The sequence below is a fragment of the Mucilaginibacter terrae genome, assembly GCF_042679325.1.
Taxonomy (GTDB): Bacteria; Bacteroidota; Bacteroidia; order Sphingobacteriales; family Sphingobacteriaceae; genus Mucilaginibacter; species Mucilaginibacter terrae.
On sequence record NZ_JBHTMJ010000001.1, the window covers coordinates 1 to 23,876 of the forward strand.

At 42.3% G+C, this 23,876-nt stretch carries 21 protein-coding genes; 5 read left to right on the plus strand and 16 right to left on the minus strand.

Annotated features, from left to right (window positions below):
• The first annotated feature begins 106 nt into the window (after positions 1–106).
• Both ACFQ3S_RS00005 and ACFQ3S_RS00010 read left to right on the plus strand, forming a co-directional pair.
• Positions 107–682 (plus strand): hypothetical protein, encoded by a 576-nt coding sequence (locus ACFQ3S_RS00005; RefSeq protein ID WP_377159888.1) that lies wholly within the window; start codon positions 107–109, stop codon positions 680–682.
• 203 nt (positions 683–885) lie between these two features.
• Positions 886–1,728, plus strand: coding sequence for an energy transducer TonB (locus ACFQ3S_RS00010; protein ID WP_377159891.1), 843 nt, complete (start codon positions 886–888; stop codon positions 1,726–1,728).
• Between the two features lie 77 nt (positions 1,729–1,805).
• On the opposite strand, the gene ACFQ3S_RS00015 is transcribed toward ACFQ3S_RS00010, so the two are convergent.
• The 8 genes from ACFQ3S_RS00015 to ACFQ3S_RS00050 all read right to left on the minus strand — a co-directional run bounded on the left by ACFQ3S_RS00015 (position 1,806) and on the right by ACFQ3S_RS00050 (position 12,109).
• Positions 1,806–2,762 (minus strand): transketolase family protein, encoded by a 957-nt coding sequence (locus ACFQ3S_RS00015; protein WP_377159894.1) that lies wholly within the window; start codon positions 2,760–2,762, stop codon positions 1,806–1,808.
• Between the two features lie 93 nt (positions 2,763–2,855).
• Entirely contained in the window at positions 2,856–3,701 is an 846-nt protein-coding gene (locus ACFQ3S_RS00020; protein ID WP_377159897.1) for a transketolase, read from the minus strand.
• Positions 3,702–3,812: 111 nt separating this feature from the next.
• Positions 3,813–4,490 (minus strand): fructose-6-phosphate aldolase, encoded by a 678-nt coding sequence (fsa, locus tag ACFQ3S_RS00025; protein ID WP_377159900.1) that lies wholly within the window; start codon positions 4,488–4,490, stop codon positions 3,813–3,815.
• A gap of 285 nt (positions 4,491–4,775) precedes the next feature.
• Complete coding sequence (locus tag ACFQ3S_RS00030; RefSeq protein WP_377159903.1) at positions 4,776–7,637, minus strand: glycosyl hydrolase 115 family protein; 2,862 nt, start codon at positions 7,635–7,637, stop codon at positions 4,776–4,778.
• A 19-nt stretch (positions 7,638–7,656) separates the two neighbouring features.
• A complete protein-coding gene (locus ACFQ3S_RS00035) occupies positions 7,657–8,742 on the minus strand; it encodes an endo-1,4-beta-xylanase (RefSeq protein ID WP_377159906.1) in 1,086 nt (361 codons plus the stop codon).
• A 312-nt stretch (positions 8,743–9,054) separates the two neighbouring features.
• A complete protein-coding gene (locus tag ACFQ3S_RS00040) occupies positions 9,055–10,299 on the minus strand; it encodes a BamA/TamA family outer membrane protein (RefSeq protein ID WP_377159909.1) in 1,245 nt (414 codons plus the stop codon).
• 327 nt (positions 10,300–10,626) lie between these two features.
• Positions 10,627–11,367, minus strand: coding sequence for a metallophosphoesterase family protein (locus tag ACFQ3S_RS00045; protein WP_377159911.1), 741 nt, complete (start codon positions 11,365–11,367; stop codon positions 10,627–10,629).
• A gap of 4 nt (positions 11,368–11,371) precedes the next feature.
• On the minus strand, positions 11,372–12,109 hold the full coding sequence (locus ACFQ3S_RS00050; RefSeq protein ID WP_377159913.1) for a nucleotidyltransferase: 738 nt from the start codon (positions 12,107–12,109) through the stop codon (positions 11,372–11,374).
• 246 nt (positions 12,110–12,355) lie between these two features.
• Here ACFQ3S_RS00050 and ACFQ3S_RS00055 point away from each other — a divergent pair, with 246 nt between their 5' ends.
• Both ACFQ3S_RS00055 and ACFQ3S_RS00060 read left to right on the plus strand, forming a co-directional pair.
• A complete protein-coding gene (locus ACFQ3S_RS00055; protein ID WP_377159915.1) occupies positions 12,356–13,894 on the plus strand; it encodes an alpha-N-arabinofuranosidase in 1,539 nt (512 codons plus the stop codon).
• Between the two features lie 60 nt (positions 13,895–13,954).
• Complete coding sequence (locus tag ACFQ3S_RS00060; RefSeq protein ID WP_377159917.1) at positions 13,955–14,407, plus strand: 3-oxoacyl-ACP synthase; 453 nt, start codon at positions 13,955–13,957, stop codon at positions 14,405–14,407.
• Positions 14,408–14,421: 14 nt separating this feature from the next.
• Here the strand turns inward: ACFQ3S_RS00060 and ACFQ3S_RS00065 are convergent, their stop codons facing one another.
• The 8 genes from ACFQ3S_RS00065 to ACFQ3S_RS00100 form a co-directional block, all read right to left on the minus strand.
• Positions 14,422–15,609, minus strand: a complete 1,188-nt coding sequence (locus ACFQ3S_RS00065) for an aspartate aminotransferase family protein (protein ID WP_377159919.1) — start codon at positions 15,607–15,609, stop codon at positions 14,422–14,424.
• A 183-nt stretch (positions 15,610–15,792) separates the two neighbouring features.
• Positions 15,793–16,248 (minus strand): hypothetical protein, encoded by a 456-nt coding sequence (locus ACFQ3S_RS00070; RefSeq protein WP_377159921.1) that lies wholly within the window; start codon positions 16,246–16,248, stop codon positions 15,793–15,795.
• Between the two features lie 10 nt (positions 16,249–16,258).
• Positions 16,259–17,185 carry a hypothetical protein gene (locus ACFQ3S_RS00075; RefSeq protein ID WP_377159923.1) on the minus strand — a complete coding sequence of 309 codons (927 nt, stop codon included), beginning with the start codon at positions 17,183–17,185 and terminating at the stop codon, positions 16,259–16,261.
• A 51-nt stretch (positions 17,186–17,236) separates the two neighbouring features.
• Positions 17,237–17,791: an RNA polymerase sigma factor gene (locus tag ACFQ3S_RS00080; protein ID WP_377159925.1), complete on the minus strand. Its 555-nt coding sequence runs from the start codon at positions 17,789–17,791 to the stop codon at positions 17,237–17,239.
• A gap of 102 nt (positions 17,792–17,893) precedes the next feature.
• Positions 17,894–18,358: a thioredoxin-dependent thiol peroxidase gene (gene bcp / locus ACFQ3S_RS00085; protein WP_377159927.1), complete on the minus strand. Its 465-nt coding sequence runs from the start codon at positions 18,356–18,358 to the stop codon at positions 17,894–17,896.
• Positions 18,359–18,371: 13 nt separating this feature from the next.
• Positions 18,372–20,084 (minus strand): M23 family metallopeptidase, encoded by a 1,713-nt coding sequence (locus tag ACFQ3S_RS00090; protein WP_377159929.1) that lies wholly within the window; start codon positions 20,082–20,084, stop codon positions 18,372–18,374.
• A gap of 5 nt (positions 20,085–20,089) precedes the next feature.
• Positions 20,090–20,701 carry a fumarylacetoacetate hydrolase family protein gene (locus ACFQ3S_RS00095; protein ID WP_377159932.1) on the minus strand — a complete coding sequence of 204 codons (612 nt, stop codon included), beginning with the start codon at positions 20,699–20,701 and terminating at the stop codon, positions 20,090–20,092.
• A gap of 491 nt (positions 20,702–21,192) precedes the next feature.
• The gene (locus ACFQ3S_RS00100; protein ID WP_377159935.1) at positions 21,193–21,702 is read right to left on the minus strand and encodes a T9SS type A sorting domain-containing protein; all 510 of its coding nucleotides are present in this window, start codon (positions 21,700–21,702) and stop codon (positions 21,193–21,195) included.
• Between the two features lie 197 nt (positions 21,703–21,899).
• Between ACFQ3S_RS00100 and ACFQ3S_RS00105 the strand changes: the two genes are divergently transcribed.
• On the plus strand, positions 21,900–23,855 hold the full coding sequence (locus ACFQ3S_RS00105) for a KUP/HAK/KT family potassium transporter (protein ID WP_377159938.1): 1,956 nt from the start codon (positions 21,900–21,902) through the stop codon (positions 23,853–23,855).
• Positions 23,856–23,876: the final 21 nt, after the last annotated feature.

Consider the following 23,876-nt stretch of genomic DNA (forward strand, 5'->3'; position numbering starts at 1 on the left):
AGCAAATCGGCGGGTCAGTTTTTATTCGCTGCGGTGTATGCATTTTAAGCAAAACTAAAATAACTTTGAGGGCCGTCATCATTAAAACTGACGGCCCTTTTTTTATATGAAAAAGATCATTTTTTTAATCGTAGCCTTGTGCGCCGGTTCATTAAGCTACGGACAAAAGACTTTACTATCATTAAATGAACAAAATCAGTACACTTACTTTGTAGTGAAACCTGCTCCGGCCCAACCCAATGCTCAAGCTTTAGCCGCTTATGTAAAAAAAGCAGTAACCGGTGTGGAATTTTTAGAAGCTACAAACTTAGGTGGAGTTGCAGGTAGAGGTATAGTGCTGGTGTACAAGCAAGGTTTAATTACCGGGCAGGAAGAAGGACAGTTAGCTTACAATGTGAAGATTGATTTTAAAGACAATAAGTATCGGCTCATTTTAACAGACTTTATGTTTTCGCCATACCAGCGCAACCGTTATGGCGTATTTGCCCTGGTGAACAATTCAGGCATTCCTCTTGAAAAAATGGGAGATAAATTAAGTGCTAAACAACTGAATAGTTACCTGGATAAATTAGTAAGCTACGGCGCCAAATTTAGTCAGCAAGTAAGTGATTATTTAACCAACCCGGCGGCTATAATGGCCAACCCGGCCGGACTTAAGAAGATTGACACCAAAAACTGGTAGAAAAAGCACTTACAGGCACTGAAAACCAAAGTGTTAAGAGATGTTAAATGGCATAAAAAACTGATAGTTTTTTTAAAAAACAGGCTGTTAAAATAATAAAGTTGTTACAACGCCTGTTTATAAATATTTTTTTTGAAATAATACAATACAGACAAATAATAGCTATGCGCTGATGTTATATTTAAAATATAATTTCAATTGATATGCTAAACTCAAAATTTGATTTGTACAAGACCGAGTGGCTCGATCTTGTATTTGCCGACCGCAACAAAACTTATGGTGCTTATGATCTGAGGATCCATTATGGCGATAATATGCTGAAGGCATTAGCTATAACCGTGGTAGGCTTTACGCTGGCAGCCGGAGCATTAACCATTGCTTTTAAGCATGATGTGGTGGAAACCAGAACCACTACAGTTAATATTCCAGAGTACAAGCTACCACCTATTGAGAAGCCTGTAGAACCAATAAAAAGGGATAAGCTGGTTGAAGCAAAACCTCAACAACCTGCCGCTGCAGCTCCAAAAAGTGACGCTGCTACACAACGCCACGTTCCGCCAGTGGTAATGCCCGATGAACTGGTTAAAACTGATTTTAAACCACTTGATCCCGACAAAGCTATTAGTAACGTAGATAGTAAAGGTTTGAGTGATAAATCTGCTGTGAACGCAGTACCCGGCGTTCAAGGTGGTACAGGTGAAGCGACCGTAGGCCCACCTGCAAGCACAGGTGAAGATAAAACAATTTACGAAGGTGTTGACGTAATGCCTGAACCAGTTGGCGGTAACGCTGCATGGGCTAAGTTTTTGCAAAAGAACCTGCATTACCCTGATACCGAAGTACAAGGCCGTGTGATCATCAGTTTTATTATTGAAAAAGACGGTCACCTCACCGATTTAAAAGTAATTAAAGGTGTAGCAACCGAGTTGGACCGTGAAGCTATGCGCGTATTGAAACTGGCACCGGCCTGGAACCCAGGTTTGCAAAACGGTAAACCGGTACGTGTGAAATATACCATCCCTATTGTGTTTCAAATAAGCGAATAAGCTTTTACTGATTCTATACAAACACAGAAGCCGCTTTTATGAAGCGGCTTCTGTGTTTGTAGTAAATGTAAAGGATACTATGCTTTACGTTGAATTACTTTTTGAGCCGCTGCAACAATAGCAGGTGCGTTCAGCTTGTATTTTTCCATCAGTTGCTCTGGTGTGCCCGATTCACCGAAAGAATCGTCAACAGCTACGTACTCTTGCGGAGCAGGTCTGTTTTTGATCAACACCTGTGCTACCGAATCGCCCAGGCCGCCTAAACGGTTATGTTCTTCGGCGGTAACCACGCAACCGGTTTTGGCTACCGATTTTAAAATGGCTTCTTCATCCAACGGTTTAATGGTGTGGATGTTAATAATTTCTGCCGAAATACCCATAGCTTCCAATTGCTCGCAAGCTTGTATGGCTTCCCATACCAGGTGACCGGTGGCAATAATGGTTACATCGGTACCTTCGCTTACCATCCAGGCTTTACCAATTTCAAAAACCTGATCGGCAGGGGTGAAGATAGGTACCACCGGCCTTCCAAAACGCAGGTAAACCGGTCCGTGGTGTTCGGCAATGGCTAAGGTTGCAGCTTTGGTTTGGTTATAATCGCAAGGATTGATCACGGTCATTCCGGGCAGCATTTTCATCATGCCCAAATCCTCCAGTATCTGGTGAGTAGCACCATCTTCGCCCAAAGTTAAACCGGCATGTGAAGCACAAATCTTCACGTTTTTATCCGAGTAAGCTACCGACTGGCGTATTTGATCGTAAACACGGCCGGTAGAAAAGTTGGCAAATGTACCGGTAAAAGGTACATGACCACCAATGGTTAAACCGGCAGCAATACCAATCATGTTGGCTTCGGCTATACCTACCTGCACAAAACGCTCAGGGAAGGCATTAATGAAATCCTGCATTTTAAGTGAACCTACCAGGTCGGCGCACAATGCTACTACCTTAGGGTTGCGTTTACCGGCTTCCAGCAAACCTGCCCCAAAGCCCGAACGGGTATCTTTTTTTTCTGTATATGTGTACTTGGTCATTATTCAGTTGTCAGTTGTGGGTTTTCAGTTGTCAGCAAGTTTCAAGAGATGAGTCAAGTCTTGTATCTTGATTCTTATCTCTTGCTTCTTTCCTTAATAGTCTCCCAGTGATTCTTCCAGTTGATTTAAGGCTTCCTGCAATTGTGCATCGTTAGGGGCAACGCCGTGCCATTTGTGGCTGCCCATCATAAAGTCAACACCTGCACCCATTTCGGTTTGCATGAGTATCATTACCGGTTTGCCTTTACCGCTCAGGCCAATGGCTTTATGCAAGCCTTCCACAACAGCGGCCATATCGTTGCCTTTCATTTCCATAACTTCCCAGCCAAAGGCGGTCCATTTAGCGTGAAGATCACCTAAAGAAAGTACCACTTTAGTAGGGCCGTCAATTTGCTGACCGTTCACATCCACACAAGAGATCAGGTTATCAACCCGGTTGTGCGGTGCAAACATGGCTGCTTCCCAAATCTGGCCTTCCTGTAACTCACCATCACCGTGCAGGGTAAATACCAAACGGCCGTCGCCATTTAGTTTTTTGCTTAAAGCTGCACCAATAGCTACCGATAAGCCCTGGCCTAATGAGCCCGAAGCAATACGCACGCCTGGTAAACCTTCGTGTGTAGTAGGGTGGCCCTGTAAGCGGGTATTCAGTTTACGAAAAGTAGCCATTTCGGCTTTATCAAAGTAGCCCGAACGGGATAACACGGAATAAAAAACAGGTGAAATGTGTCCGTTAGATAAAAAGAAAAGATCTTCGCCTTCACCATCCATATTAAATGATGGATCATGTTTCATGATGGCGAAATATAAAGCTACTAAATAATCGGTACAGCCTAATGAGCCGCCCGGGTGGCCGCTTTGGCAGCCATGCACCATGCGCACCACATCACGGCGTACCTGTGAGGCAATGCCCTGAAGTTCTGCAATATTTTGTGTCATTGATTGTTGGTTGATTTGTTGATTAAGTTGATTGGGTGAGTAGTTGAATGGAAGATAGGTCTGATAAACAAACGTTTTCAACCAATCAACTATTCAACCACTCACTATTCACTATTTCACCGGAGTTACGCCAGCTTCTGCAGCTTTAGCATGATCGGCCAGGAACTGGGCCAGGCCGTTATCGGTTAATGGGTGTTTTAATAAAGAAGTAATGGCGCTTAACGGACCGGTAATTACATCGGAACCTAATTTAGCGCAGTTGATAATGTGCATAGCATGACGAACCGATGCAGCTAAAATTTGAGTTTCGTAACCGTAGTTATCGTAAATTAAACGGATGTCTTCAATCAGTTGCAAACCATCTGTAGAAATATCATCTAAGCGGCCAATAAACGGCGATACGTAAGTTGCACCAGCTTTGGCCGCTAACAAAGCCTGACCGGCAGAAAATACCAGCGTACAGTTGGTTTTAATACCCTGACCGGTGAAATATTTTATGGCTTTAACACCATCTTTAATCATGGGTACCTTTACCACAATGCGTTCGTGCAGTTTAGCCAAGGCTAAACCTTCGGTAACCATTTCATCATAGGTAGTGGCAATAACTTCGGCACTTACATCGCCGTCGGTAATTTCGCAAATAGCTTTGTAATGAGCGATAACATTGTCCTGACCGGTAATGCCTTCTTTAGCCATTAAGGAAGGGTTGGTGGTTACACCATCTAAAATGCCCATATCATGAGCTTCGCGAATTTGTGACAGGTTAGCCGTGTCGATGAAGAATTTCATAATTATTTAATTGTCTGTGTGAGATAAGATTGATATCTAAATATAAATAGCCGAATGACATATTTTTATACCGTCCGGTAAAAATGCGATTTATTTTAAACGTAACCTAATATATTTTCGCAATCGATTGTAATAAATTAACTGTCAATTGTACAATTATAAAGTTTTAATATGAATTATGTATATGCCGTTGAAAATATTTGTAAAATGGATATTATTAAACAAGGGTATTATTGTTCATCACACCTTTGTTTATTATTATTTGTATGATACAACTTACTGTAACTATTTACTTATTGTAGTATAAAAACTTTCGGGCGGACCCAAATAGCTTGGCTTTAAGCTTTTATTAAAATCAAGCACCAGTTTTTGCAACACCACAGCCGGACTAATCATCCAGAATTTCACGGTGTGCAAGCCCGGTTTAGCAAGGCGGTGTTGCGATTGTTGTATGTTGATTTGATCGGCCACCACTTTATTCCACAAACGTGGGTTTGCTTCGGCGTTTACCTGGAACATCTGCGGCTTCTCGTTATCAATAGATACCGCGTATTGCAAACTCTTGGTGCCGGTAAAATCAATAGTAGGAGATAAGTAAATGTGCAAATCAACCATCCCGGTATCGTTAGTAGTTACCTGGTACTCTAAACGCGGACTATTACCGCCCGGCGTTTGCATTGGTGCAGTAGCAGGGTAGGGGGTAATAGCGGACAAGGTGCGGCCATAATCGGGCAGGGTAAGCCATTTTACATTAGCCGATACTACCGCTTTAGTGTAGTGTATGGCTTCCATAGCAATATAGCCATCGCTTTGAACAAAGCCTTTAACCGGCTTGATGGCAGACTTGTTCAGCGGAACTTTCACCGATACTTTTCTGCCATCTGATCCTGTTATAATTACTGATGATTCTTTTGCACCAGTTGGTACTTTAGTCCAGTTCACATTTACCAAAAGCCTTTGCTGCTGATTGATGATACCGCTGGCTGGTGTAACAGTAACCCATGGAGATGTACTGGTAGCTGTGTAGCTTAAACGTGCTTGTCCGCGGTTAAACACCTCTATATAATGCGCTTGCTTTTGGTTAGCGTTATATGCAGGTAAAGTAGCGGCTGTTTCTGCCTGAGGCCACCAATCGGTAGCACCTTCTACAGCTACGCCCATAGCGGCAGTTGCCGGTAGATCGATAGTTTTTACCTCAGGCATCTTATCAACCGGGGGTTGTTGCCAGTAGGTATAACCAATGTGGGTTTGATCCATCATGTGGTTCCATTTGCCACCGGCTAACTGCGTGTTGTAATATTTAGAGATCTCAGCATCATTGGCAAAAAGCGCTTTCACTTTGGCTGCCTTATCATTAGTTGCCGCACGGCCTTGCGCCGCATACCATTTGTTAAGGGCAGCATGGTAGTACATTTCGTTTAAATTAGCGCAAGCTTGTACCGGGTGCAATACCAACTGGTAATAGGCATCTTTGTAATTTGCCGGTATGTTTTTATATAGCGCCTCGGCCTCGTTTTTTAAAAGGTTATAATCGGCCACCACAGTTTCAAACTCGCTATAATTAGTTAAGCTGTAAGTGTTTTGGTCAATTAGCTCCGGTTTACGACGACCGTTGTACTTGGTATATTTTGAGATGATGCTTGCAATTGCCGAGGCATGCTGCGGTCCAAATTGCTGTTGTGCCCACAAACGGGTATATTCCTGCATGCTGCTGGCCGGCCACTTATTAGGGTTCCAGGCATAATCCAGGAAAAATTCGATAGGAAATTCCATAGGTTTCAAATCGCCCACATTTACAATCCATACCTGGCGGGCATTGTGCTCATAGGCCAGGTTCATTTGCTCCCTAACTTTGGTAATAGGATTGGTGTTAAGCCATTTATAATTACGCGGACCGCCCACATAATCATAGTGGTAATAAATGCCATAACCGCCTTTACGAGGCTTTTCGCCCAGTTTAGGCAGTTTGCGAATGTTGCCCCAGTTGTCGTCGCATAACAGCAGGGTAACATCATCGGGTACGGTCATGCCTTTATCGTAGTAATCCTGTACCTCCTTATATAAGGCCCACATTTGTGGGGTTTGGTCGGCTGGTTTCTTGGTTACATCAGCAATAATTTGTCGTTGATCGTTAACAATTTTTTCGAGTAGTGAAATATTGGTGCCTTGCTCCATAGCCATATCACCATCGCCACGCATACCTACGGTTACAATGGTTTCGGCGCTGCCCATATTTTCGATGCCTTTTCTCCAAAAATCGCGCAATACATCACCATTCTTATTATAATCCCATTCGCCTGTGCCCTGTTGTTTCCATTCCTGCTGTGCGCGGTCCATAGGCTCGTGGTGCGATGTGCCCATTACAATGCCATACAAATCGGCCGTGGCACGGTTAGCCGGATCATCTAAATTAAAGGCATTGCCCCACATGGCAGGCCACAGGTAATTACCTTTCATCCGCAAAATAAGCTCGAACATTTTAGAGTACATTTTGCTATTCAATCCGCCGAATTTTTCTTTAGACCAACCCGACAGGGCAGGCGCTTCGTCGTTAATAAAAATTCCCCGGTATTTTACGGCAGGTTCGCCCAAAGTATGACGACCGGGCATTACATATAAGTTCTTTTGTTCTTTCACAGGGACATCGGCCCACCAATACCATGGCGATACCCCAATTTGGGCCGATAGGTCGTAAATGCCATATATAGTACCGCGTTTATCGCTGCCGACAATAACCAAGGCTTGGTCAACACCCGGCATGGGCTTGCTCACAGTTTGCAGCAAAAAGGTTTCCCATTTACCGGTAATACCCGTAACGTTCAGCTTTTTATCTTTAATTAACTGGTCTATAACCGGGCTTTTGCCGATGGTGCCTATAATTACCATTGTTTTTCCGGTACCCGAACCGTTTAAAAGTTCGGGCTTGCTGTGCGTAACCGCATTAATATCGGTTTGCAGATCTTTTGCCGCGCGGACCACACCCGGATAATCCTGTTCGCTCACCCATAAGGGCGTAGACTTGCCATTGGCCGATAAGGCAAAGGTATTAGTGCCGGCTTTAGCTGTTATATAAGAATGATTATCGGTAGCCCGGGTTTGCTCACTGCCGGCCAATAGCAGGGCTAAAGCGTAAAATATTTTCCTCATCACAAATAGGGTAAACAAATTATTTTTTAAAATTGATGACTTCGTAATAAGCTTTTTTGGGTTGCAGGTTGGTATCGAACAGTAGTGGATAATTTTTGCGGCCACGTACCGGGTATTCATCCAGCCAGGTGTATTGGTCAGATATGTTCCAGAAGGTTACGCCGGTAATAACCTTTTTATAAGCACGCATTATATCAAATACTTCTTTGTATTTAGCGATCTGCCTTTGTTCCAGTTCGGGCGTGTATTCACCTTTTTCGCCGGGGCGCAGGGCACGGCGTTCTTTTTCCCAGGGATAAATAGATATATCGAGTTCGGTGATTTGTACTTTAAGCCCTAAAGAAGCAAACTTTTCAATGGTGTTGCGCAGCTCTGTAGCCGAAGGTTCTTCTAACGACCAGTGTGCTTGTAAACCTACCGCATGTACGGGTACCTTTGCATCGCGCAGTTTTTTAAGCAGTTTGTAAACACGCTCCATTTTTTCGGGACGCTCGGTATTATAATCGTTATAAAACAGCACCGCTTTAGGGTCGGCCTCATGCGCATATTCAAATGCCTTTACAATAAAGTCTTCGCCACAGATCTGGTACCATAATGAGTTGCGCAAAAAATTTGCTGGGTTATCATCAATGGCTTCGTTCACTACATCCCAGGCGTAGATCTTTCCTTTATAACGGTTCATTACCGTAAAGATGTGATCGTGCAATCGTTTTAAAAGTACTTCTTTGGTTATCTGTTTACCAGTACTGTCTTTAAAAAACCAGTTCGGTGTTTGCTCGTGCCAGCACAAGTTATGTCCGCGCACTTTTAAACCATGTTTTTGTGCAAAATTTACAATCGAATCGGCATCTCGCCAATTGTAGGTATTCTCCCTTGGGTGGATTGGCCCCATCTTCATGGCATTTTCGGGCGTAAGGCTGCTAAACTGTTTAATAATCAAATTGGCCTGAGGACCAGCCAAATGGCGAGGCGCAACTGCCACACCCATGCTAAAATACTTTTTATAGTAATCTTTAAGTCCTTTGGCTGTATCAACAGTTTGTGCTACTGTAATGCGCAGCATAAGGGTGCTCCCAATAAGTAAGGCTAATAACGTTCTTCTCATAATATAAAAGTTTGTGGCAGATTGTGTGGTAAATGCAATCGATTGCAAATATAAAAGTAATCTCATTTGATGCAACTATTTATCAGGCATCTGCTTTAATATAAGAATTTGTATAGTTAAATAAAGGTTGACAAACAGTTAGGCGGCAATTCCAGCTTTTAGCCTCTGTAACAAGAATAGCCAAAATAGAGCCTTTGAAAACGCAGGGGACTTTACCGATACAACAGAATTATTGTAAAGTAGCCTATATATTGCTTTATGAGCTATAAGTATGAAAATGCGATTGCAAGTAAAACAGGTATGTATGATTTATTAAAAAACCTCACCTAAATTTAACCGTATAGAGGAGTAGCCTTTACTAAAGCCGTAATCGATAGCGATGTTGGTATTAGTGACTTTGTTAAATTTAATACGTAGTCCGCCGCCTCCGGCCGGGTGAAAATAAGTGAACTGGCGGGTAATAGGTTCACTTACGGTAGTTACATTGGCAAATAAAACAAAGCCTAATATGCCATTACGTGTTATACTCCTTCGGTATTCGGCTTCTGAGTACCAAAGGCTTTGCCCGCGATAGCGGTTTTGCTCAACGCCCCTGCCCGAACGGTTGTAAAAATCCCAGCCAATACTGGGCAAACTTAAATAGGGGGTACCCCGGTCTAAAGTGCTCCAGAAATAGGTCCATAAGGCCAGGGTATTTTGGCGGGTTGTATTTAGCGGACTAAGTGATATATACTTACGTACATCGGCATATACGGAATGCCATACCCGGTTACTACCTAAAACAGGGGAATTGATGCGATAAACCATGTTTGCATAGCATCCGGGTAGGGGATTAATAGAGTTGTTCCGGGTATCGTAAAGTAAATTGAGGGTTAAGCCCGATGATAAAGAGTTTTGGCCGTACTCCGTACCAAAAACGTAACCCGACAGATCCTGCAGATCACCATCATCTTGATTAGCTTTAATACGCATGTGATAATCTAAATTATAGCCAATGCCCGCAAATAAATAAGACCGGATACGGCGTAATAAACTTTGGTAAAACCGTACATATTTATAATCTACCCGGGTACGTGCCTCATCGGGCGTGTTACCACCCAAGCCCCAGGTATCTTGCGGATAGATCATCATGCGGGTATCGCCGGCTAAAAACCATTTGTTGTTATTGAACCAGATATTAGAACGCAAGGGCAATCCAAACCTGCCTTTCAAATTAAAATAAGGGGTAAAGGTAACGCTCGATAAATTAGTAGTTTCTTTATTGCCTAAGTAAAAACCTGCGGTAGTAGAGGTTAAAAACATTTTTCCGCCCCCATCGGGCAAGGTAGATGCTGTGGGTAAAAACGACAGATATACCCTGCCTTCTACTTGTTCTAAAGGTGCTTGTAATTTGGCTTTAGGTTTAAAGATAGACTTGAAAACATCTATCAGGTCATTTTGGCCCGCAGTGTCGTTATGCATTTGTTTAAAGGTAGATACCATGGTACTATCCTGGGCCAGGAGTATGCCTGGCACAATTACACTTAACATTAAGGAAACAATTAACTTCTTAATCATTTTGTACACCTAATAGCCATAATAGCACTACTTGAGTTGGTCGTTTTTTTCGATAAAAAAATGTCGTCATAACAAAAGTTCCTCACAAATCACCTCAACAAATACATTTGTAAGTAACGAAATAAAAAGTAGTGTTGCAATAGCATGACAGTTTTTGTATGCATTGTTTAGGTTGTATAATTGTTAACGTAAAAAGCTAAACACCTGCCCAAAGCTTCAGTTTGCTGCATTACACCGGGCAAACTACCCATTATTGGTATGTTGTGCAACAGTATCATTTCCCATTGTTGTTTATGAGTGTACATTGGGGCTTTTCCATTTTTTAAATTATACTTCAAATAAGTAATAAGGACATTGGTAACCGGCTTTTATTAGCACGGGTTTGGCTACATTAAAAACCTTAACATTACTGTTATTGATGGCGCCTTGCAAAGTACCTGCATGTGCGTGGCCATGAAAAGCTGCTAATACGTTATTACGGATCAACGGTTCGGCCAGGCGTGATGAACCCAGGAAAGGGAAAATTTCTTCCGGTTCACCCACCACTGTAGCTTTGATGGGGGAGTAATGCAGTATGGCTATTTTTTTATCCACCTGGTGTTCACCGTTTAATTTGTTTAGCGCACGCTCCAGGTGTAAAGCTTCATCTACAGCCTCTTGCACATAAGCTTTATTAGCATCTTCGCCAAACATGGTAAGCAGGTAACGGTCAAAACCACCACCAAATCCTTTAACACCGGCAAAACCTACATCGCCTATTACAATAGCTTCTCCATCCAGTACGTGTACGTTTGCATTCTGTATAGTTTGCCTGATTAATTTATGCCTTCCCTTTTCGTAATCATGATTACCCAATACACAAATTACCGGTATAGTGCAAGCGCGTAATTCATTAGCCAAAATTTCGGCTTCATCTTCATCGCCCGTATCGGTAAGGTCGCCGCACAGAAGCAGTACATCGGCATTGGCCGATACTTCCTTGAAATAGTTTATCCATTTCCCCTGGTCGGTTTCCTTAACATGTATATCGCCAACGGCTGCAATACGGGTTATCTTTTTCTCTTCCATAAGGCTAAACAGTTTTTATGGTGTACGATTTGTAATCCCAGTCCTTAATGTCAACGCTGTACTGGGTTTGATCAATCATGGGGCCGCGGCAAACCCTTTCCTCGGGCGATGGCAGATCGAATTGCTCGGCCGCACGACGTAACAACTCATCATACAACCACCTTGGAACGATGGTCTGATAATCGGCCGGGTACACAAACTGGAATATAACCAGTTGCGATAGCAGCAGTTGCCAGTGCTGATCCATCCTGAACAATAAGTGTTTCCAATCCAGTTCGGTACCATATTGTACCAATAGGTGATTGATGTCGGCACCATCATAACGCTCCCGGTTTTGCACATATATTTTACTCCATATCAATTCTTCGGGGCCTAACAGTTTTAAATCTCTGTCAAAAAAACTGGCATCAACCGAACGCCCGAACCAGGTATCGTCTACCTTGCAAATGTTATTTACGCTATCAAATATCAGGTCTATAAAATATTCGCCTTTAAAGATCTTGGCCAGCCAACGTGCATCGGTAAACTGGGTTTCATAACCCAGGTTGCCAAAGTATTTTAATATACGCAAACAATCGGTCGATTTGCAATACACGTCAATATCCTTAGTGTCCCGGTATATGCCGCTGTAATGAAATATGGCAAAAGCTCCGCCCAACATAAAATTTATTCCGCTGTCCTTTAAATGGTCGAGCGCTTCCTGATAAAAAGCAATAGCCGCTTCGTCTTCGTTAATTTTCATTTTAATTTTTAGTAACCGGTTAGCGGCTTACCATAATTATTGTGAAAAGCCTTTGTAACACCTATAACTTTAAATAGGGTAATTGTGTTTTTTAGTTTTGGGTGAAGTGGTGTGTTGGGTGTACGCGTTACGATAAGATACTGGAAAATTTAGATAATATTCTTCAATATTTTAAATACTATAGTGGATAATTGGAAATGGAAATCGTATAATTGTAAAACTGACAATTAAACCAATTCCTATATTTTGAAAAAATACATTTTACTCCTATTAGCCGGGATAAGCTACAATAGCTATGCCCAAAAAACAGCGAGCGTTACCTTGAGTAACGATTCGAAAGATACCATTAGCCGGCATATTTACGGGCAGTTTGCCGAGCATTTGGGCCGGGGTATTTATGGTGGTTTTTGGGTAGATAAAACTCTGCCTGTGCCTAAACAAGACCGCATACGCCTGGATGTGGTGAACGCGTTGAAAAAGATCAAAATTCCTAACCTGCGCTGGCCGGGTGGCTGTTTTGCCGATGAGTATCACTGGCGCGATGGTGTTGGTCCGCGTACGCAACGTCCTAAAATGATTAATACCAACTGGGGTGGAGTGGTAGAGGATAATAGCTTTGGTACGCACGAGTTTTTAGAGCTTTGCCAGTTATTAGGCACCGCACCTTACATATCGGCCAATGTGGGTAGCGGCACGGTTGAAGAAATGTCGAAATGGGTGGAGTATTTAAATTTCGATGGCGCAAGTCCGCTTACTAAAGAGCGTGCAGGTAATGGTCATCTTAAACCCTATAATGTAGAATTTTTCGGCGTGGGTAACGAAAGCTGGGGATGTGGTGGTAACATGACGCCTGAGTATTATTCGAACGAGTACCGCCGTTACGCTACCTACGCGCGTGATTATCCTACCGCTAAGTTGAAACGCATAGCCAGTGGCTCCAACGGTGGCGATTTAAACTGGACTGAAGTTTTAATGAAGAACGTAGGTCCGGGCCGTATGTGGGGTTTATCACTACACTATTATACCCTGCCAACCAACAACTGGAAAGTTAAAGGACCAGCAACTGGTTTTGCCGAAGAGCAATACTTCAGCACGCTGAAAAACAGCTTGGTAATGGAAGACCTGGTTACCAAGCATTCGGCTATTATGGATAAATACGATCCTAAGAAAAAGGTTGCTCTGGTAGTAGACGAGTGGGGGGTATGGACCGATGTGGAACCTGGAACCAACCCCGGGTTTTTATACCAGCAAAACAGTTTGCGCGATGCCCTGGTAGCCGGTACTACGCTAAACATTTTTAATAACCATTGTGATCGTATTAAAATGGCCGAACTGGCACAATGCGTAAACGTTTTACAAGCACTGATTTTAACCGATAAGGAAAAAATGCTGCTTACGCCAACGTACTATGTATTTGATATGTATAAAGTGCATCAGGATGCTCAATACCTGCCATTTAAGTTAACCACGCCCGATTATGAATATAACGGAAATAAAATTCCGGCGGTAAATGTATCGGCCTCCAAAGATAAAGCCGGTAAGGTGCACATTACGCTGGTTAATTTAGATGCGAAGAATAGTATTTCAGTAACCACCGAGTTTAAAGATATAGTTTGGAAAGCTGTTAGCGGGCAAGTACTTACTTCGGCCGGTGTTGCCGATATTAACACCTTTGCCAAGCCGCTTACCATTGCACCAAAAACTTTTACCGGTGCCCGTAAAGATGGTGATAAGCTAATGGTTACCCTTCCTGCCAAATCAATTGTGGCTTTGGAATTGAATTAATTTCAGCTAATTTTACAGCAAGCCCTGTTTGGTAACTCAAGCAGGGCTTTATTGTTAAATATGAACGACTTAAAGAAACAATTACATGCGCTTTGCATAGCCTACGTGAACGACCGGATGAATGCTGCTCAGTTTGCTATAAACGAAGCACAGCAAGCCACTAACGACGATACCAAAAGCAGTGCCGGCGATAAATACGAAACCGGCCGCGAAATGATGCAGCAGGAAACCAACCGCAACCTCACCCAACTGAACGAAGCCAATAAATTAATAGTTGCACTTAACCAGATCAGTACTGCCGGACAAGCGGGTGCGGCAGAAGCAGGGAGCGTAGTGATAACCAATAACGGTAAATTTTATTTGAGTATAAGCGCTGGAACGCTAACCTTACATAATGAAACCTACTTCGCCATTTCACCCGGTTCGCCTATTGGTTTAAAGATGAAAGGATGCAGACCGGGAGAGGAGTTTAGTTTGAACGGTAAGGTGTATAAGGTGGAAGATATATTGTAAACCAGCACTTGTTATTACGCATAGATATCTACTGCCTGTAAGATAACGGCACAAGCTTGTTCAATTTGTTCATGGGTAATAATGAGCGGCGGTGCAATACGCATGGAATTGCTGCAATGCAAAAACCAATCGATTATGATGCCTTGCTCAATACTATGATCGATGACTTTTTTCAGCACTTCAAAGCTTTCCATTTCGGCAGCAAGCATAAGGCCTTTGCCGCGCACTTGCTTAATAGCCGGGTGAACCAAGAGTTTTTTAAATAAAGCTTCTTTTTCTTCAACCTGACTAATGAGGTTTTTGCGTGTCAACACTTCTAACGATGCTAACCCCGACGCGCAGCAAACAGGGTGGCCGCCGAATGTGGTAATATGCCCCAAAATTGGATTGTTCTTTAAAGTACCCATTATTTCTACAGATGCTATGAAAGCCCCCAGCGGCATGCCGCCACCCAATGCTTTACCCAACACTAAAATATCGGGTACAATACCAAAATGTTCAAACGCGAACAGTTTACCGGTACGTCCAAAAGCAGTTTGATTTTCATCTAACACCAGCATTGTACCGGTTTGGGTGCAGCGCTTACGCAGAGCTTGTAGGTAAGCCAAATTGGGCACGCGTACCCCTGCTTCACCTTGTACCGTTTCCATGATAACACAGGCCGTTTCTTCCGTAATATATTGAAGATCAGTCGGCTCGTTAAAGTTTATAAATTGAATCCCCGGCAACAGCGGACGGTAGGCTTGCTTAAAATCTTCATTACCCATTACGCTTAACGCACCCTGGGTGCTGCCATGGTAGGCATTGTGGCAGGCAATAATTTGGTTGCGGCCAGTATAGCGTTTAGCTAATTTCATGGCACCTTCAATAGCCTCCGAACCAGAGTTGGTAAAGTAAACCGATTGTAGCGTTGAAGGCAGAAGCGAGGCCAGCTTTTGGGCAAAGCGTACCTGCGGCGTTTGTACGTATTCGCCGTACACCATCAGGTGCATATATCTATCAACTTGTTGTTTAACAGCCTCAATAACCTCCGGGTTGCCATGCCCTATGTTACTCACGCCAATCCCCGAAATGAGATCGAGCCAGCCTTTGCCTTCGGCGTTATACATGTACACGCCTTGTGCCCGCTCAAACTCCAGCATCAAAGGGAAATCGGTAGTTTGGGCATTATTGGCTAAAAAAAGCTGGCGGAGGGTAAGCATGAGGCAAAATTAGTGAATTAGTCGGGAGTTTTGTAGTTCTGAGTCGGAACCTATCGGTAGGAAAATAAAAAGGCTGTTATAAATAACAACCTTCAATTTCTATAATTTAATGAAACAACCCTTGCATCAGGCAACTTCCCCTTACTGACTACTGACTACTGACTACTGACTACTGACTACTGACTAATTCTCCGGTGTTCCGCGTTCGCCGTAGATCTTGATCAGCTCGTCGGTAAACTCGCGTTCGCTGCGGTAGATCTTGCTTACCTTTTCGGGAGGAAGGATCTTTAAAAATTCTTGGTTGTAGCGGCGTTTAATGTCAACTAATTGCTGTTCGTAATAAATATCCTTCTCGGTTTGGTCAGATGAACGGTTGCTTAACATATTCTGACGTTTCATGCGGCGAATCTTGCTCATTTCCTGGGTGTACTGACGATACATAGGCCAAAATTTGGCTGATTCATCATCATTCAGGTCCATTTGACGGTCCACATATTTTTCCTTGGCGGCTTCCACCTTTTTGTAGGGCGAAAAGCCTTGACGGTTACTATTATTTCTAAAAGCAGGGGGTTGGCTAAACACCTCAATACCTGTAAGTACCAGTACAATAACTATTATATATCTTATTAAATTATTCATTTTTTGATTGTTATTGTGCGTCAACATAATCCTGTAGGGCATCCCTTAACGATTCATTATCCAACTGCACATCATCAGCAATCACTTTGCGCTCGGTTTGTGTAGCATCCGATTGGCTTTCCAGGTAAGTCCTCAAGTCGTTGGTTGAAATATCGGCCAGTTCTTTATGCAAATAGCTATGGTTTGAACCTGCTGGAGCTTGATTAACATAAATGGCCACGCCAACAATAATAGCCACACAAGCTGCCGAAGCATATTTAAAGGCCGCGGTAGAAATTAATTTTCTAACCACACCACCTCTCGATGGCATTTGCACCACTTTAGCTTCCTGTTCAGCAGTTTGGCTTAAAATGTTTTGCTGTAACTGATCAAAATACCCTTCGGGCACCTCAAAAATGTTATGCTTTGCATTAATAGCTTCTTCTAAAGCAACGCGGCCTTGAATATTAGCGGCTAAATCTTCAAAATAACCTTCAGGAACTGTAAAGCTTTCGGCTTCATTAGCCAGTGCTTCTTCAATAGCAACGCGGCTTTGTATGTTGCTGCTCAGTTCTTCAAAGTAACCCTGCGGCACTGTAAAATTTCCGGCTTCATTAGCCAAAGCTTCTTCAATAACAATACGGCTTTGTAGATTACTGCTTAGTTGCTCAAAATAATTTTCAGGAACGGTAAAGCCTTCAGTTTCCGAAGCCAAGGCTTCTTCAATAACAATACGGCTTTGTATGTTGTTGCTTAGTTCTGTAAAGTAGTTTTCAGGAACGGTGAAGCCACTTAAGGCATCGGCCTGTATTAATTCTTCCAAATGTACGCCCGATATAATCCGCTCGCTTAAATCATCAAAGTAGCCCGCAGGTACGCCAAAGGGGTTACCTGGTGGTAACTTCTGGCGCCAGGAGTCATCCTCCGGCCATTCTTTATGTTCTATATCGATTTCCATATCCTACGTTAGATGTTATTAAAACTATAAGGTTTAATGTAAAAATGAAAATTAATCGTGCGATAACAAATGCGCTTCAATCTTTTTTACCGCCAGGTGAAAGGATGCCTTTAAAGCCCCTACACTGGTTCCCAGCACTTCCGACATTTCTTCGTATTTCATATCATCATAATACTTCATATTAAACACCAGTCGCTGCTTATCAGGTAGGGTAAGTAAAGCCTGTTGTAGCTTTAACTGTACCTTATCGCCACTGAGGTAAGTTGAATCGGCCAGTGATTCGGCCAGTTCGTACGATACATCGTCCAGCGGTATATTGTTCTTTTGTTTCTTTTTGTTTAAAAACGTAATACACTCATTGGTAGCAATACGGTACATCCAGGTATAAAGCTGGGCGTCGCTCCTGAAACCGGGCAGGTTTTTCCATATTTTAATAAAAACGTCCTGCACCAAATCGTCGGCATCGTCATGGTTTACTACCATTCGGCGTACATGCCAGTAAATCTTTTGCTGGTATTTTTTCAGTAAAAGATTAAAAGCTTCGTTCCGGGTTTTTTCGTCCTGAAACTTGCTGAGTATCTCGGTATCACTAACGGATGCTGACATTTATTAATATCTATCTATTGGATGAATTTAATGCTTAGAGGTTTAATAGGTTTAACGTATTAAATTAAGCTAAAGTAATTATTTGTTTTTAGATTTTTTTGTTTAACCCTTTAACAGGTTTAATACTTGCTGCGACGGATTTTTAGTGTCAACCTTACCAATAATATGGCTTATGGTACCTTCGGCATCAATAATAAAAGTAGTGCGCTGTGTGCCCATATACTTTTTACCATACATGTTTTTTTCTACCCAAACGCCGTAGCTGTTCACAATTTCCTGTTCGGCGTCGGCAATTAGTGTGAAAGGCAGGCTGTATTTGGTTTCAAACTTTTTGTGCGATTTTTCGTCATCGGTACTTACACCAATAACCTCATAACCTTGCGACGAAAGAAACTGATAGTTATCCCTGAAATCGCAGGCTTCGGCGGTGCAGCCCGGGGTATCATCCTTCGGATAAAAGTATAGTACAACGGTTTTACCTTTAAAATTGCTTAACGAAACGGGATTGCCGTTTTGATCGTTAGCTATAAACTCGGGGGCTTTATCGCCTTGTTGTAATGTTGCCATAATATAAAGTGTTTTATCGGTTGAATTGTGCCGTATATTGCGATGTGTTGTCTTTATTATCGGTAGCAGTTAGCTCAAAAGCATGTTTACCTGCTGCAATGCTTTGGTCAAATATATATCTAAAAATTCGCGTTTTATAGTCCTGCTGCAGCAAAATCCACTTACCGTCTATTTTAGCCGAGTAAGATTTAATGCCCGATAAATTATCGCTGATTTTTAAAGCAAGGCTGCGAACGGCACCCAGGTTGCTACCGTTACGGATATTAATGGGCGTTATTACAGGTGCCACGGTGTCCAGTTTAATAAAAAAATCGCCGAAGGCAGCCGGTTTAGCCTTTACATAACCATCCTGATAAATACCGCCAACACAACCGGCTAACGTATTCACTATAACGGCTTTGTTAGCTAAGGCGCCAATGCTGGCATCGGGTTTTATCCATAGGTCGAAGCTGGTATGGATAGGGGTAAGGCGGTTATGAATTTGGTGCGTGGCCGAAAATGTTCCTGGTTTTTGCGGCAGTACGGCATAGGTAAAGTCCAGGTCGTCATATAAATTACCTGTTTCTACTACTACTTTAACCGGGCCTTTGTTGAACTCATTACGCTTATCGTAACTGAATTTAGTGCCGCTATAATTTACTACAGGGCGGTCTTTAGGAATACTTGATTGTACCTTGAATTTCACTGTAGAAGTGTTACCTGCAATGTCTTTAACAACGTATTCTATATTATGCAGCAGGGTGTCTTTAAAACTGATGATGCCCCGGTTCTCAGATTTAGGATACAGGGCTATATAACTTCCCGGCAATATAAAGCATTTCTGGATCCAGCGATGAGTTTTAAGATACAGCGGATAATCGATATAGGCATTGATAGCATGTGTTTGGTCGAAAGCGAAACGTTCAACGGCGAAGGTGTAAACTGTACGGTCATCAACCTTCAGTTCTAACGAATATATGCCGTTACGGTTGGCCGATGAGTTGTTCATATCGTTAGCCGTAATGCCAAAACCAATATCGCCGCTTAAAAACAGTGTTTGCGGTTTGGTTAAATGGTAGTTGCCTGCCGTTCCCGATACCAGTAGATAATCGCGCGGTGTATTCTCGCTAAACGGGTGGCCGTTTAAATGGTAAATAGCTACACCAGCAATAGCAGGTGTAATATTATCGGGTATAGTTAAGCCAAACAATTGCGGGTTAATGGTTTCTTCGGTAAGCGAATCCCTGATCTCGAAATGCAGGTGCGGGCCACCCGAAGCACCTGTATTGCCCGAAATAGCGATCAGTTGCCCCTTTGTTACCGGAAAATCGAACTGTTGCAGTTTGAAATCAATTTCAGCACTTTGATGGTCATACTGGTATTTACGAACTATTTGTGCCAGTTCGGGTATCAAATGATCTAAGTGGCCGTACACCGTAGTGTAGCCATTAGGGTGTGTTACGTAAACCGCATTACCAAAGCCACCTAACTGTACCCGCAGGCGCGATACATAGCCATACATGGCCGCATGTACAGGGTAGCCTATTTGCCGGTTGGTTCTAAAATCCAATCCCGAATGAAAATGATTGCCCCGCAATTCACCAAAAGAACCGGCGGTACTTGGCGGCAGATTGAGCGGGTACTGAAATACGCCTATGGGGTAAGTTCTACTCGGTGTAATTCCCTGCGCATTTGCGCTCACTAAAGTGCATAAGCATCCCAGTAAGCAAATTATTTTTTTTAGCATCAGGACTATTTAACGTAAAAATCAAGCATTTTTTCACCTTGTAAATAGCCTTCCAGCCGGTCTCCTTGTTTTACGGCGCCAACACCTTCGGGAGTACCGGTAAATATCAGGTCGCCTTTTTTTAGGGTAATGTACTGCGATACAAAAGCGATTAGCTTTTCAAAAGAAAAGAGCAGGTCTTTAGTATTACCATCCTGGCGGGTTTCGCCATTCAGGTTTAATTTCAAATTTAAGTTATACAGGTCGGTAAACTGTGTTTTGGGCACAAAGTTACTAATCGGGGCCGAGTGGTCAAACCCTTTGGCCAATTCCCAGGGCAAGCCTTTTTCTTTATGACGGGCTTGAATATCGCGGGCGGTAAAATCAATACCCAAACCTATTTCATCAAAGTAGTCGGCCGCAAATTTTTCGCTGATGTGTTTGCCTTCCTTACTCACTTTCAACACCAGTTCTATTTCGTAATGTACATCCTGCGAAAATTCAGGGTAGTAAAACGGTTTATTATCTTTCAAAAGAGCCGTATCGGGTTTCATGAAAATTACCGGTGTAGTGGGCACAGGGTTATTCAATTCTTTCGCATGTTCGGCGTAGTTGCGGCCAATGGCAATTATTTTCATTCAGGAGGTAGTATTAAATTATGAAGCCTATGCCGTCATTTCTAATAAACAAGGCTTGTTAAATAAATTAAGCAGTTAAATTACAAGGCCAAATCTAAAAATTATTTACTAAATGTTCCTTTGAGCTATAAAATGTTACTTATAAAGTAAGCAGATTGCTATGTATCGGGCAAGGTAATAATCAAAAATATAATATATGTGTTTAACCAAACGATGCATATATTTTTTTATCTTGGCAAAACTAATTATTTCCTTATTTGAGAAAGCATTCTCAGAATCATGGAAGAAAATTTACCATACTGCCCCAAGTGTAAAAAACAGTTTAGCTATCGCGTGCCGAGAGCTAAACTGATAAAACTTGTATTGTTTTTTTTACCCTTACGCCGTTATTTTTGCAACACATGCTTTACCAAGCGGTACGTATATTTAAGGGAAAGCATTTATAACAGGCAAGACGGTGTATCGGCCTGATGCGGTATGAGTAACTAAGGTTATAAAATAGTTATACGCTTAATGATAGATTCGGTGCCAACCGTTACCCTTAAAAAATAAAATCCACTGGTCAGTTTATTGCTCGATAATAAACGGGCAAATTTCTGCTCTCCCGAGTCCACTCTTTCCGATAGTAATGTTGCTACATTATTGCCAAGCACGTCCATAATTTTAATGGTCACATTGCTGTTACGCGATACGGTGTACTTAATGTTTATCTGATCGGTTATCGGGTTAGGGTAAATTTGTACGTTGGTCAGCAACTTATCGGTGGCAACCGGTATGGTTGGTTTAATGTTGGCGTAAGGCGAGGGTTTGAGTGGGGGCAGCGTACCGGTACTTAACCCGTTTTTTAAATAAGACTGCTTTTGATTAGGCTTGGTTTTGCGCAGGTAAATGGTATCGCGGGTTATACCTTTGCCTGGCCCATAATTAAAGGCAAAGTTTATGGATATTGCTGCTGCAATTATTATTACCCATAAATAATTAAAAGTATATCTTTGCCCCATATTAAATTTAGTTACAAAGGTAGTAATAAAACAAGCTAAACTTTACGGTGTAAAAAGTACATTCAATTATTTTAACAAATTTTAACAAAAATTGATTTTACTGGTTATGCTAATAATCAGTGGGCTTTAAAACAACTGCACAGCTTGGTAAGCGCTTAAAACCGTACGTTTATTTTTGATCAAATTTTACAATTAAAGTGTCATCACACAATAAAGATCTGCAAAAACTGACAGCTGCCGGGCTTCTTATCAGTTTAGGAATTATCTATGGCGATATAGGTACCTCTCCATTATACGTTTTCAAGGCTATCATCGGCGAAGGAAACGCTATATCTGAAGCCGTTGTATTGGGCGGTGTTTCCTTAATATTTTGGACACTTACGCTGCAAACCACCATTAAATATGTAATTATAACGCTGCAAGCCGATAACAAAGGTGAGGGTGGTATTTTTTCGCTTTTTTCGTTGGTACGCCGGCGAGCCAAATGGCTCATTATTCCGGCAATAGTAGGGGGTTGCGCCTTGCTGGCCGATGGTATAATTACGCCACCTATTACTATTTCGTCGGCCATTGAGGGCTTGCATACCATTTACCCGGCAGTGCCTACTATGTATGTGGTAATAGCTATTATTTTAGGGTTGTTTTTTATACAGCAGTTCGGTACATCGTTAGTAGGTAAGGCATTTGGCCCTATTATGTTTTTGTGGTTTAGCATGATGGGTGTTTTGGGTATAGGCTTTATAGTACAAATGCCGGGTATTATTAAAGCACTCAACCCTTATTACGCTTACGATTTGTTGGTTAGTCATGATCTTCATGCTGCCTTCGGCGTTTTGGGTGCGGTATTTTTATGTACCACAGGAGCAGAGGCTTTGTATTCAGATTTAGGGCATTGCGGTCGCTCTAATATTCGTATCAGCTGGATATTTGTGAAAACCTGTTTGATCCTGAACTATCTTGGGCAGGCCGTGTGGCTATTACAACATCAGGGACAGGTTTTAGACCTGAATAAGCTGAATCCATTTTACCAGATCATGCCGTCCTGGTTCCTGATCTTCGGTATTGGTATAGCTACTGTGGCCGCGGTTATTGCCAGCCAGGCGTTAATCTCTGGTTCTTATACGTTAATTGCCGAAGCTGTACGGTTAAATTTATGGCCAAAAGTTAAAATCAATTATCCATCTGAGCAAAAAGGACAACTTTACGTACCCAGTATCAACTGGATTATGTGTGCAGGTTGTATTGGTGTAGTTTGCTTGTTCCGCGAATCGGCCAAAATGGAAGCTGCTTACGGTTTAAGTATTACCGTGGCCATGTTAATGACAACCATCCTGGTATCTAAATTCTTGAAACGACGTAAAGTGCCATCGTACCTTATTAACCTGTTCCTGGTTATTTACCTGTTAGTAGAAGGTATATTCCTATCAGGTAACCTTGGGAAATTTGTTGATGGTGGCTGGTTTACCCTGAGCATAGGCGCCCTGCTGTTCGGTGTAATGTGGAGCTGGCATACTGCCCGCCGCATCCGTAACCGCTACGTGAAGTTTGTGGAAATTGAAGATTACTATGATGTACTTAAAGAATTGAGCGATGACGAAACGGTGCCTAAATATGCCTCGCAATTGGTTTATTTAACAAGTGCCAATTTTAACTCAGAAATAGAATCCAAGATTATATACTCTATATTACAAAAGCAACCTAAACGGGCCGACGTATATTGGCTGGTACACGTTGATGTAATGGATGAGCCTTATACCCGCGATTACGAGGTGGATTTCCTGGTGCCTAATAAATTGATCCGTATCGATTTTAAATTAGGGTTTAGGGTTGAGCAGCAAATTAACCTGTTGTTCCGTAAGGTGGTTGAAGATTTGGTTAAGAAAGGCGAAGTAGACATTACCAGTAAGTATAAATCTTTAAATCAACGCAAAATTGTAGGCGATTTCAGGTTTGTAGTTATTGAGAAAGTATTGTCGCGCTCGCATAGCCTTTCGTTGTACGAACGCATTATTATGGCTGTTCATACACAGTTGAAAAAAGTAAGTATTTCTGAAGAACGTGGTTTTGGTTTAGACCTGAGCTTTGTTACGGTGGAGAAAGTACCGCTAATGCTAACCGACCCCGAGAAAGTGGTAATTAATAGGGTGATATAACCTCTTTTATAATAATAACCC

Excerpts from the sequence above, each read along its gene's own strand:
- ACFQ3S_RS00090 (WP_377159929.1), bottom strand. The coding sequence starts at position 20,084 with ATGCTAAAAAAAATAATTTGCTTACTGGGATGCTTATGCACTTTAGTG.
- fsa (WP_377159900.1), bottom strand. The coding sequence starts at position 4,490 with ATGAAATTCTTCATCGACACGGCTAACCTGTCACAAATTCGCGAAGCT.
- bcp (WP_377159927.1), bottom strand. The coding sequence starts at position 18,358 with ATGGCAACATTACAACAAGGCGATAAAGCCCCCGAGTTTATAGCTAAC.
- ACFQ3S_RS00035 (WP_377159906.1), bottom strand. The coding sequence starts at position 8,742 with ATGAGAAGAACGTTATTAGCCTTACTTATTGGGAGCACCCTTATGCTG.
- ACFQ3S_RS00070 (WP_377159921.1), bottom strand. The coding sequence starts at position 16,248 with ATGAATAATTTAATAAGATATATAATAGTTATTGTACTGGTACTTACA.
- ACFQ3S_RS00060 (WP_377159917.1), top strand. The coding sequence starts at position 13,955 with ATGAACGACTTAAAGAAACAATTACATGCGCTTTGCATAGCCTACGTG.
- ACFQ3S_RS00040 (WP_377159909.1), bottom strand. The coding sequence starts at position 10,299 with ATGATTAAGAAGTTAATTGTTTCCTTAATGTTAAGTGTAATTGTGCCA.
- ACFQ3S_RS00050 (WP_377159913.1), bottom strand. The coding sequence starts at position 12,109 with ATGAAAATTAACGAAGACGAAGCGGCTATTGCTTTTTATCAGGAAGCG.
- ACFQ3S_RS00045 (WP_377159911.1), bottom strand. The coding sequence starts at position 11,367 with ATGGAAGAGAAAAAGATAACCCGTATTGCAGCCGTTGGCGATATACAT.
- ACFQ3S_RS00015 (WP_377159894.1), bottom strand. The coding sequence starts at position 2,762 with ATGACCAAGTACACATATACAGAAAAAAAAGATACCCGTTCGGGCTTT.
- ACFQ3S_RS00010 (WP_377159891.1), top strand. The coding sequence starts at position 886 with ATGCTAAACTCAAAATTTGATTTGTACAAGACCGAGTGGCTCGATCTT.
- ACFQ3S_RS00075 (WP_377159923.1), bottom strand. The coding sequence starts at position 17,185 with ATGGAAATCGATATAGAACATAAAGAATGGCCGGAGGATGACTCCTGG.
- ACFQ3S_RS00020 (WP_377159897.1), bottom strand. The coding sequence starts at position 3,701 with ATGACACAAAATATTGCAGAACTTCAGGGCATTGCCTCACAGGTACGC.
- ACFQ3S_RS00095 (WP_377159932.1), bottom strand. The coding sequence starts at position 20,701 with ATGAAAATAATTGCCATTGGCCGCAACTACGCCGAACATGCGAAAGAA.
- ACFQ3S_RS00030 (WP_377159903.1), bottom strand. The coding sequence starts at position 7,637 with ATGAGGAAAATATTTTACGCTTTAGCCCTGCTATTGGCCGGCAGTGAG.
- ACFQ3S_RS00065 (WP_377159919.1), bottom strand. The coding sequence starts at position 15,609 with ATGCTTACCCTCCGCCAGCTTTTTTTAGCCAATAATGCCCAAACTACC.
- ACFQ3S_RS00005 (WP_377159888.1), top strand. The coding sequence starts at position 107 with ATGAAAAAGATCATTTTTTTAATCGTAGCCTTGTGCGCCGGTTCATTA.
- ACFQ3S_RS00080 (WP_377159925.1), bottom strand. The coding sequence starts at position 17,791 with ATGTCAGCATCCGTTAGTGATACCGAGATACTCAGCAAGTTTCAGGAC.
- ACFQ3S_RS00100 (WP_377159935.1), bottom strand. The coding sequence starts at position 21,702 with ATGGGGCAAAGATATACTTTTAATTATTTATGGGTAATAATAATTGCA.